The organism is Streptomyces sp. FH025 (assembly GCF_017427025.1).
Lineage (GTDB): Bacteria > Actinomycetota > Actinomycetes > Streptomycetales > Streptomycetaceae > Kitasatospora.
The window spans coordinates 1-9,391 of sequence record NZ_JAFLNG010000282.1; the positions used below are offsets into that span (position 1 = coordinate 1).

General features: G+C 71.7%; 9 protein-coding genes. 2 read left to right on the forward strand and 7 right to left on the reverse strand.

Annotated features, from left to right (window positions below; all coding sequences use genetic code 11):
* Window positions 1-260 precede the first annotated feature (260 nt).
* Window positions 261-1,253 (forward strand): aldo/keto reductase, encoded by a 993-nt coding sequence (locus J0670_RS20350; protein ID WP_207813062.1) that lies wholly within the window; start codon window positions 261-263, stop codon window positions 1,251-1,253.
* 216 nt (window positions 1,254-1,469) lie between these two features.
* Here J0670_RS20350 and J0670_RS20355 read toward each other — a convergent pair whose 3' ends face one another.
* The 6 genes from J0670_RS20355 to J0670_RS20380 form a co-directional block, all read right to left on the reverse strand.
* The gene (locus J0670_RS20355; RefSeq protein ID WP_207813063.1) at window positions 1,470-2,543 is read right to left on the reverse strand and encodes an LLM class flavin-dependent oxidoreductase; all 1,074 of its coding nucleotides are present in this window, start codon (window positions 2,541-2,543) and stop codon (window positions 1,470-1,472) included.
* Window positions 2,544-2,546: 3 nt separating this feature from the next.
* On the reverse strand, window positions 2,547-3,452 hold the full coding sequence (locus J0670_RS20360) for an ABC transporter substrate-binding protein (protein WP_207813064.1): 906 nt from the start codon (window positions 3,450-3,452) through the stop codon (window positions 2,547-2,549).
* 64 nt (window positions 3,453-3,516) lie between these two features.
* The gene (locus J0670_RS20365; RefSeq protein WP_207813065.1) at window positions 3,517-4,290 is read right to left on the reverse strand and encodes an ABC transporter ATP-binding protein; all 774 of its coding nucleotides are present in this window, start codon (window positions 4,288-4,290) and stop codon (window positions 3,517-3,519) included.
* The gene (locus J0670_RS20370) at window positions 4,287-5,153 is read right to left on the reverse strand and encodes an ABC transporter permease (protein ID WP_307806607.1); all 867 of its coding nucleotides are present in this window, start codon (window positions 5,151-5,153) and stop codon (window positions 4,287-4,289) included. Before J0670_RS20370 ends, J0670_RS20365 begins: the two co-directional genes overlap by 4 nt.
* Window positions 5,150-6,178, reverse strand: coding sequence for an ABC transporter substrate-binding protein (locus J0670_RS20375; protein WP_307806609.1), 1,029 nt, complete (start codon window positions 6,176-6,178; stop codon window positions 5,150-5,152). The genes J0670_RS20370 and J0670_RS20375 overlap by 4 nt, the downstream gene beginning before the upstream one ends.
* Before the next feature lie 222 nt (window positions 6,179-6,400).
* Window positions 6,401-7,462, reverse strand: coding sequence for an ABC transporter substrate-binding protein (locus J0670_RS20380; RefSeq protein WP_207813067.1), 1,062 nt, complete (start codon window positions 7,460-7,462; stop codon window positions 6,401-6,403).
* A gap of 490 nt (window positions 7,463-7,952) precedes the next feature.
* Here J0670_RS20380 and J0670_RS20385 point away from each other — a divergent pair, with 490 nt between their 5' ends.
* A complete protein-coding gene (locus J0670_RS20385) occupies window positions 7,953-8,735 on the forward strand; it encodes an IclR family transcriptional regulator (RefSeq protein WP_207813068.1) in 783 nt (260 codons plus the stop codon).
* 123 nt (window positions 8,736-8,858) lie between these two features.
* Here the strand turns inward: J0670_RS20385 and J0670_RS20390 are convergent.
* Window positions 8,859-9,391: winged helix-turn-helix domain-containing protein (locus J0670_RS20390; protein ID WP_207813069.1), on the reverse strand; the 533-nt coding region annotated here is incomplete at its 5' end.

Consider the following 9,391-nt stretch of genomic DNA (forward strand, 5'->3'; position numbering starts at 1 on the left):
CTCGGACGGGCAGCACCGATGGGGAACGCGGGGCACTGGTCACCCGGTCACGGGCCGGGCGGATCGCTCGGCGAGGGGGGCGGCGTCAGCGCGCGGTGCTGCGGCGGTGGCGACAACAACAGCGGGGCGCGGCGATCACGGTCCGGACTGCCATCACGCCCCCTTCGCCTCGCACTCACACGGTCATCCGCGAGGATAGGCAGTGGCCGGAAACGGGGCAAGGGCTTGATCGGGCGGGGCCTGCTGGCAAGATGTCCGGCATGAGCTACCTCGCCGCGGATGACCGCTATGCCTCGATGACCTACCGGAAGGCCGGCCGCAGCGGCGTCCAGCTGCCCGCCGTCTCGCTCGGGCTCTGGCACAACTTCGGTGACGCCCAGCCGTTGGAGGTGCAGCGGGCCGTGCTGCGTCGGGCCTTCGACCGGGGCGTCACACACTTCGACCTGGCGAACAACTACGGCCCGCCGTACGGCAGCGCGGAGCGCAACTTCGGCTACCTCTTCGCGCAGGACTTCCGGCCGTACCGGGACGAGCTGTTCATCGCCTCCAAGGCGGGCTGGGACATGTGGCCCGGCCCGTACGGCAACGGCGGCAGCCGCAAGTACCTGCTGGCCAGCCTGGACCAGTCGCTGGAGCGGATGGGGCTGGACTACGTCGACGTCTTCTACTCGCACCGCTACGACCCGGACACCCCGATCGAGGAGACGATGGGGGCGCTGGACCGTGCGGTGCGCTCCGGCAAGGCGCTGTACGCGGCGATCTCCAACTACCCGGCGGAGCAGCACCGGGAGGCGGTGGCGATCCTGCGCGAGCTGGGGACGCCGGTGCTGATGAACCAGTCGGCGTACTCGATCCTCAACCGGTACGTGGAGGAGGGCGGGGTGCTGGACGCGGTGGGCGACACCCAGACCAGCCTGATCGCGTACTCGCCGCTGGCTCAGGGGCTGTTGACGGATCGCTACCTCTCGGGTCAGGTGCCGGCCGGGTCGCGGATGTCGGTCGGGAAGTTCCTGACCGAGGAGGCGCTGACCGAGCAGAAGCTGGAGCAGCTGCGGGCGCTGAGCAAGATCGCCGAGGCGCGCGGGCAGACCCTGGCGCAGCTGGCGCTGTGCTGGGTGCTGCGGGATCCGCGGGTGGTGTCGGTGATCATCGGCGCGAGCAGTGTGGCCCAGCTGGACCAGAACCTCGACGCCTTGGCGGGCGGACCGCTGACGGAGGAGGAGCTGGCGGAGATCGACCGGCTGAGCCGCTGAGGTGCTGAGCCGCTGAGGCGCCGAACTGCTGCCCGACGGGTTGGCGGCGCGGGTGAGTGACGACTGACGGATGACAGCTGACAGATTTCGAAATCTGTCAGCTGTCATCCGTCATCTGTTTTCTGTTATCCGTTGGTTGTCAGTCGTCAGCTGTCAGCTGCCGACCGCCATCCGTTGGCTGCCAGCCACCGCCCGGCACCTGGCGGCCGCCAATCGTCAGCGACGGATGCCCAGGGCGGGAAGAACCGTTTCTGCAATCCGGTGGGCCTCCTCCAGGAGCGGGTTGCCGGAGAGGATGAAGGTGTCCACGCCCAGTGCCTCGAACTCCTGCAGCCGCTCCACCACCTGGACGGTCGAGCCGACCACCGCCGTCCCCGGGCCGGGACGGAACAGGCTCATGCCCGGCCAGAGGTTCGGGTAGGCCTCCAGCTCCCGGGCCCGGGCCGGGACCTTCCCACCGTGCTGGCGGAACTGCCGCTGCCAGCCGACCCCGTCCTCCCCCTTGGCCTCCCCCAGCTGGCGGGCGTACGTCGCCTCACTGGTCACGTCCAGCAGCCGGTCGGCGGCGGCCCACGCCTCGTCCTCGGTGTCGCGGACGATCAGGTGCAGCCGCAGCCCGATCCGCAGGGTCCGGCCGTGGGCGGCGGCGCGCTCGCGGACCAGGTCCAGCTTCTCCTTGAGCAGGTGCGGCGGCTCGCCCCAGGTCAGGTAGACGTCCACGTGCTGGGCCGCCATCTCGATGCCGGCCGCCGAACTGCCGCCGAACCAGAGCGGGACGCCGCCCGGCTGTACCGGAGTGAGCTCGCGCAGGCTCGCACCCGCGTTCTTCAGGTCATAGAACTCGCCCTTGTGGTCGAAGACTTCACCGGCCGTGAGGCGCTTGACGATCGACCAGTACTCGGCGCTGAGCCGGTAGCGCTCGTCGTGCTCGACGTCCAGGCCGTACTCGCGCAGTTGCGCGGTGGAACCGTTGACCACGTTGAAGCGCAGCCGTCCGCCGTGCAGGTGGTCGAAGCTGAGCGCCATCTTGGCCAGCAGGGTGGGTGAGACCAGCCCGGGGTGGACGGCCAGCAGCGGCTTGAACGCCGGGGTGGTGGCGGCGGCGAGGGCGCTGCCGAGCGTCCAGACGTCGTGGAGGTCGGTGGCCAGCAGGGCACCCGTGTAGCCCAAGCGCTCGACGCTGCCGGCCAGTTGCTGTAGGTAGCGCAGGTCCACCGGGCGACGCCCGGCCGGCTCCCAGGGGTAGTGGCCCTCGCGCGGGATGATGTACCAGAGGACTTCGGAGGCCACGGCTCAGCTCTCCTTCGCGAGCGCGGCCGCCACCGGGGCCTCCAGGGCGGGCAGATGGGCTTCGGCGACGGTCAGCGCCCGGTCGATGAACCCGACTCCGTGGAAGATGTCCGCGGCCTCCTGCTGCTCGGCGACGAACCCGGCGGTGGCGGGCTCCAGTCGCCAGGGCAGCGCGGCGAGGGCGGCCTGCCAGTCGGCGGCCGCACCGCCCAGCTCCTCGGCCGCGATCGCGGCGGCCTCGGCCGGGTGGGCAGCCACCCAGGCGTCCGCCCGACGCAGTGCGGTGGCGATCGCGGCGACCACCTCGGGGCGCGCGGTCGCGAACTCTCGACGAGTGAAGAATACCGAGCGGTCGGTGATCACGCCGCCGGTGCGGATCAGCTCGCGGAACTCCCCGCTGCGACGGGCGGCGGCGAGCTCCGCGCCCTGGGCGATCCAGCCCGAGATCTCACCGTCGCGCAGCCGCTGCGCCTGGTCCTCCCCCGCCGCCGGGCGCGCCGGGGTGACGTCCTCACCGTACGAGAGCCCCTGTGCGTGCAGGGCCTTGGCCAGCAGGTGGGTCTGCCAGGAGCCTACGGCGAGGACGACGGTGCCGCCCTTGAGGTCCTCGACCGTACGTACCGGCCCGGAGTCCAGCACCAGCAGCGCGCCGTGGTCGGGGCGAGGCGCGGAGACCGCCGCGTACACCAGGTCGCGGCCGGCCGCCTGGGCGGTGATCGGTGGGGTTGAGCCGGTGCCGCCGAAGTCGATGGTGCCGTCGGCGAGCAGGTCCCCGGTGCGGGTGCCGTCGGTGTAGTGGTGGAAGGCTCCGGTCTCGCCGAGTGGAGCCAACTCCTCGTCCAGGTAGGGAAGTCGGGAGAGGTAGTAGAGCGAGGGGTTGCTGGCGTGGACGCCGAGGGTGACGGTCATCGGTTCAACTCCGGTGGTGCGTGGGTGGTTTCGTCGGGTTCGGGCGACAGGGGTGCGTGGATGCTCAGTGGACACCGAGGTCGGAGAGCAGGTGCCGGCGCAGCTCGGCGAAGGCCGGGTCGGCGGGGTCGCGGGGGCGGTCGACGGTGACGGCCTCGTCCCGGACCAGCAGGCCGTCCCGCAGCACGGCGACGCGGTCGGCGAGCCGGACGGCCTCGTCCACGTCATGGGTGACCAACAGGACGGCCGGGCGGTGGCGGCGGACCAGGTCGCCGACCAGGTCCTGCATGCGCAGCCGGGTCAGCGCGTCCAGGGCCGCGAACGGCTCATCCAGCAACAGGAGTTGCGGTTCGCGGACGAGCGCCCTGGCGAGCGCGACGCGCTGCGCCTCTCCGCCCGACAGGGTGGCCGGCCAGGCGTCGGCGTGCCGTTCCAGGCCGACCTCGGCCAACGCTTTCAGCCCGGTCTCCCGGGTTGCCGCGCCGCGCGGCAGGCCGACCGTGACGTTGGCCAACACCCGCTTGGACGGTACGAGTCGGGGCTCCTGGAAGACCACCGTACGGACCGGCGGGACGAGAACGGTGCCCTCGTCGGCCTGGTCCAGCGCACCGAGGATGCGCAGCAGGGTGGTCTTGCCGGTGCCGCTGGCGCCGAGCAGGGCGACGAACTCGCCCCGGGCGATGGAGAGGTCGACGCCATCGAGGACGGCCCGGCTGCCGAACACCCGGCGCAGGCCGCGCAGATGGACGGCGGGGACGGCGGGAGCGGCTGTGGTGCCGGGCTCGGCGGTGGTGGCGGTAGCGGCGGTGGCAGTTGCAGCGGGCGGCGCGGCGGTCATCGGGCGGCTCCCTGGACGGCCTGGCGCCACGGCATCAGCAGGCGCTCCAGGACTCGGACGACGCCGTCGGCGGTGAGGCCGAGCAGGCCGTAGATCAGGATGCAGACGGCGAGGATGTCGGTGCGCGAGTAGTTCTGCGCCTGGGCCATCAAGTAGCCGATTCCTTCGGTGGAGTTGATCTCCTCGGCGGCGATCAGGGCGATCACGCTGAGGGTCATGGACAGCCGCAGTCCGGACAGCAGCGAGGGCAGCGCTCCGGGCAGTACGACCGTGCGCACGATCGCCCAGCGGCCGAGTCCGAAGCTGTGCATCGCCTCGACCAGTTTGCGGTCGGTGTTGCGGACCCCACCGGAGGCCGAAACGTACATCGGGAAGCTGGTGGCCACGCCGATCAGGGCGACCTTCGCGGTCTCGGTGATGCCGAACCACACCATGAACAGCGGGACGAGCGCCAGGAAGGGTACGGTGCGCAGGACTTGGATCGCCGAGTCGAGCAGTTCCTCACCGAGCCGGGTGAAGCCGGTGAGCACCCCGAGCACCAGGCCGATGGTGGCGCCGAAGAGCAGGCCGAGCCCGGCCCTGGTGAGCGAGACGGTGAGGGCGTCGGTTAGCTGGCCGTTGCCCCACAACTCACCGACGGCCTCGGCGACCTGGGCGGGTGAGGCGAGCACGTCCTGGGTGAGTGCGCCCGTGGCGGAGGCGAGTGCCCAGCCGCCGAGAAGGGCCAGCGGACCGAGGGTCCGCAGGACGACGGCGAGGGCGCGCGGCCGCGGTCTCCGGCGTTTGGTGCGTGGGACCACCAGGCCCGCGTCGAGGGCGGCCCGGGTGTCCTCGGATGCGATCTCCGGTGCTGCGGTGGTCACTTGGCACCGTCCCCGAGCTTGTTGATGTCGATCAGGTACGGCTTGACGTCGACCGGCTGCTTGGTGACCTTCTGGTCGGCGAAGAACTGGGCGACGGTACCGAAGCGGGTGATGTCGGACTCCGCGATGGCGTCGGCCGCGGCGCCCTGCCGACTGACGTTCACCGCGATGTCCTTCTCCGCGGGGGTGACGGCGGTAGGGCCGGAGTCGGTGAAGACGTTGAGGTAGGCGGCCGGGTCGGCCTTCTCCTGTAGGCCGTTCTCACGCAGGTAGGCGTAGAAGGCCTTGACCACCTCGGGGTGCTTGTCGGCGAAGCCGTTGCGCACCGCCCAGACGGCGTAGTTGTCGGAGCCGATCGCCTTGCCGTCGACGAGGAAGTGCGCGCCGGCGTTGGCGATGGTCGGCGTGGAGAAGGTGTTCCAGGTCGCCCAGGCGTCCACCTGGCCGGAGTTGAAGACGCCGGAGGTCTGGTCGGCGCGCAGGTAGACCCGCTCGACCTTGTCCGCCGGGACGCCGCTCTTCTCCAGCGCCTTGAGGAGGAGGTACTCGCTGGTGCCGCCCTGGGAGACGGCGACCTTCTTGCCGACCAGATCCTGCACGGTCTTGATGGGTGAGTCGTTCTTGACCAGGATCCCCTCGCCGACGCCGTCGGGCGCGGTCTGGGCGAACAGCTTGAAGCCGGGCTTCTGGGCGAGCGCGGCGACGGCCGAGGTGATCGAGCCCTGGGCGATGTCCAACTGGTCGGCGGACAGCGCCTGGGCGGCGGGGGCGAAGGGGCCGGCACTGCCCGTCCAGGCGACCTTGGCGTGGACGGCCGCGAGGGCCTTGTCCAGGGAGCCGTCCTTCTTGCCGCGGGCGAGGAACCCGTTGTTGCCGGGGTCGGGAAGGCGGAGCACCACGTCGGCCTTGCCGCCGGCCCCGCCGTCGGCGGAGGCCTTGGCTCCGTCGGCGGACGAGCCGCAGGCGGCCAGGGCGGTGGAGGCGAGCAGCGCGGTGGCGGCGAGGACGAGGCGGGGGGTGTTCACGGGGGTCTCCAAACAGGCGACAGATGACGACTGACAGCTGACAACTTTCGAAATCTGTTCGCTGAACGTTGTTCTCTGTTCTCTGAACTCTGTTCGCTGATATCCGTCGGCTGACATCTGTCGGTCGTGACCTGTCGGTCGTGATCTGTCAGCCGGTTGTGATCAGGCCGCAAGGGCAGCCGGAGGCGGTCGGGAGCGGCCCGATGCCGCAGGTACGGGCGCTCAGCCGCCCGTCACCGCGGCCCGCCGTTCGCGCAGCAGTTCGCGGGCCGCGCGGAGCGGCTCCGGGTCGGCCCAGGCGTGGACGTCCACCGGCGCGGCGAGGAAGCCCTGCCCGCGAAGGAAACGTTCCTGCTGGGCCAGCAGCTCCAGCCGCTCCTCCGAAAGCTCCAGGTGCAGCGTGCGGTGGCTGCCCGAGGCGTAGGCCCCGGCGACGCCTTCGGCGCCGGCACCGGTCTCGGCCTGCAGGATCCGAGCCACCTCCGCCGGACGCTCCGCCGCCCAGTCGGCGGCCTCCAACAGCACCGCGAGGAATCGGGCCACCAGCTCGGGGTGCTCGTCCAGCAGCCGCTGGTGGACGGTGACCGGCCGGGGCGTGCCGTTGTTGACCCGGGCCCGGCGGTCCGGCACGGTGTCCAGCTCCACGGCCACCTCCGCGCCGATCCGGCGGGCCGCCTCGACGGCGAGCGCCCCCTTCACGTACACGGCGTCCACCACACCGTCCCGCAGGGCGGACAGTTCGGCGGACCACTGCCCGTCGCCCGGCGTGCCCGGCACGTCCACCAGTTCGGAGTCCTCCAGCCCGAGACCGGCGAGCGCGAGGGCGCCGCGGAAGCCGGCCAGTGCCATGGCCCGCCAGAAGTCGATCCCGATCCCATGATGTGGAATCGCCAGCCGAAGTCCGCGCAGTTGCGCCGGTTCGGTGATGCCGCTCCCGGCGCGGACCAGGACGACCTGCCGCTCCTCGATCCAGGTCAGGCCGATCAGCCGGGTCTCCTCGCCACGCGAACGGGCCCACAGCGCGGGGACGTTGCCGCCCTCACGGAACAGTCCGGTGAGCGCGTGGGTGTAGTGGTGGTCGGCGGCGACCTCCCGCGGAGCGTCCTGGAGCGAACGGACGGCGATCCCGTCGGCGGCGAACTCCCGTGCCAGCCAGCCCTGATCGGCGGCGATCCCGGTCGCGGTGGGCACCGGGCAACGGGTGAACCAAAGGGTGTCGGGAAGAGCGGTGGAACCCGACAGACCCGACAGACCCGGCGAACTCACGGAACCTACGGCACTCATGGAACTTACGGCACTTGCGGTGCTCGCGGATTGGCTGGCCACGGGGCGTGTCCTCTACGGAGGCTCCGACGGCGGTCGGAAGCAGGTGGAATCGGGTGCGCCCCGGCACGCCGACAGGCATCACGAGGCTTGGAAGGCTTGGTGCGTACGGGAGTCGCTCCCCCCGGCGAGGCAGGGCGGGAAGGGCGGACCGCGCGGCAGGCGTCAGCGACGACACGCACAGGAGGAGGTACACCGGCAGAACATCACGGTGCTGCTCCTTCCTGCGGTCGGGACGCGAGTGCCCGGATCGTCGAGTCGTCCGGTGCGATGCGAGGAGCGTTCCACGGCGGCCGAGCCATAGGCAAGTCTTTGCCACATGGTGGGATCAGTTGTTCATCAACGCCATCCCATTGCAACGCGGTTGACACATTCCGGCAGCACCGGCTGCCCTACGCTGAGAATCCCTCCGGCGGTCCGGCCGGAGTCCCGAACCGAAACGCGAGGTGTCATGGCCGAGGCCGCCACCGCCGTCCAGAGCCCGCCGGCCGGTGCGCAGGCCGTCCAGCGCGCGCTCGGGCTGCTGCACTGCTTCCACGACAACGGCCCCGACCTGAGCGCCTCGGACCTGGCGCGCCGAATGGACCTCTCGGTGTCCACCGCGCACCGGCTGGCCCGTACGCTGGTCAGCGCCGGGTTCCTGGAGCAGGACGAGCAGACCGCCCGCTACCGGCTCGGTCCGGCCGTCGCCGAACTCGGCCAACTCACCTTCCACCAGCGCGGACTGCACCTGGCCGCACCCGAGTTGGAGCTGCTGTCCCGGCGCACCAAGGCGGCCGCCGACCTGGCGATCCGCAGCGGCCCGCACGCGGTGATCCTGGTAGGCGCCTCCGTCCGTCCGGACACCGGGCTGGGTCTGCGCCGCCCGCTGCACTCCACCGCACTGGGCAAGGTGCTGCTCGCCTGGCCGCGCCCCGGCGACGCGGCAGTGTCGACGCTCGGCCCGCTACTGCCCTTCACCGACCGTACGATCATCGAACCACTCGCCCTGGACGAGGAGTTGGCGAGGGTCCGGGCGTCCGGCCACGCACTCAACGACGGCGAGTCGGCCGACGGGGTGCGAACGGTCGCGGTTCCCGTCCTGGACGCCGCCGGACAGGCCCGGTTCGCCCTCGCGGTCCGCTCGACCCCGGCGCACCTCACCGACGACCGGCTGGACTGGTTCCTGGGCCATGCCCGGACCTGTGCCGACGCCCTCGCCGTCCTCCTGCTCCCGCCCGACCAGCGCGCCTGACGAACGCGTCCAGCCCGACCGCGGCTCGGCAAGGAGCCCGCATGAACGCCAACACGCCGCAGCGGGCCGCCCGTTCGATGTGCCACGGGCAACCCGCCACGGCGGTGCGGACGTTGGATCGGATCAGCTGACCGGCGTGTACTTGTACCCCACCCGACGCACCGTCACGATCGTGTCCCGGTAGGCCGTGCCGAGCTTTCGGCGCAGGCGGGCGACGTGCACGTCGACCGTGCGCCCGTCCCCGACGTGGCCGTAGCCCCAGACCGCCGAGACCAGGTGGTCCCGGGTGTGCACCCGCTGCGGGTGCTCGGTGAGGTGGGCCAGCAGCTCGAACTCCAGGTAGGTCAGGTCGAGCAGCCGCCCGTCGACGTAGGCGTTGCGCCGCTCGGTGTCGACGGTGATGCCGCGCCCGGCCGGGCGGACCGGACGGACGGCGCCTGGGGCGCCGGTTCCGGGCGTGTACGGCGCCGCCGGGGACGCCACCGCCGGGCTCTCGGCCGGCACCAGCACCAGGTACCCGATCATCGGGTGACCCGCCGCGCCGCCGGGCTGCGCGGCGTACTGGGCCAGCAGTCCCTGCGGCAGCGCGCCCTGCGGCAGGGCGGCGACCACGGTCGCCCCCTCCGGAAGCGCGGCGAGCAGCGACTGCGGAGCCG

Coding starts and splice junctions, on each gene's coding strand:
- J0670_RS20350 (WP_207813062.1), top strand. CDS start 261: ATGAGCTACCTCGCCGCGGATGACCGCTATGCCTCGATGACCTACCGG.
- J0670_RS20360 (WP_207813064.1), bottom strand. CDS start 3,452: ATGACCGTCACCCTCGGCGTCCACGCCAGCAACCCCTCGCTCTACTAC.
- J0670_RS20365 (WP_207813065.1), bottom strand. CDS start 4,290: ATGACCGCCGCGCCGCCCGCTGCAACTGCCACCGCCGCTACCGCCACC.
- J0670_RS20380 (WP_207813067.1), bottom strand. CDS start 7,462: ATGAGTGCCGTAGGTTCCGTGAGTTCGCCGGGTCTGTCGGGTCTGTCG.
- J0670_RS20385 (WP_207813068.1), top strand. CDS start 7,953: ATGGCCGAGGCCGCCACCGCCGTCCAGAGCCCGCCGGCCGGTGCGCAG.